Here is a 503-nt window from a genome sequence, read left to right on the forward strand (position 1 = left end):
GAGGGTATCGAAAATATCGGAGAGGCCGCGTGGCACGGCGATGTCGTTATCCTCGACCCATTTGAGATAGGCGACGAGCATGCCGCTGTAGGCAAGCGCCGCCCCCATCTTGGCGAACCAGCCTCCGAAGAAGACCGCGATCGGCGCGCCGGCGACGAAATGCAGCGCGGTGAAGAAGCCGGCCTGATCGAAGGTGAGCACGCTGGCGACCGATGCCAGGATGCGAACGAATGGCCCCGCGCGCAGATAGGCGCCGAGCTTCTCGTAAAGCAGGATGATGAGTATGGCGTCGATGAAGAGCAGCGTGGTGCCCCAGACCATCAGCCAGCCCATCTCGTCGATGAAGCCGATGTCGGGGACCCTGCCGTTCGGAAGCTGCGCGATCGCGTGCAGCCGCAGGATCAGCACCAGCCCGATCATCAGCGCATTGCCGAGCAGCAGGCCGTAGATCGGCTGGCGCACGGTGGCGGCGTCTTCCTTCATGTAGAGCAGAAGGAGCATCA

1 pseudogene is annotated in these 503 nt (G+C 63.0%); it reads right to left on the reverse strand.

What is annotated here, in order from left to right:
* Window positions 1-503: pseudogene (locus tag EN852_RS34970) on the reverse strand (GGDEF domain-containing protein); the annotation flags it as partial.

This window comes from Mesorhizobium sp. M2E.F.Ca.ET.209.01.1.1 (assembly GCF_004010375.2).
GTDB lineage: Bacteria > Pseudomonadota > Alphaproteobacteria > Rhizobiales > Rhizobiaceae > Mesorhizobium.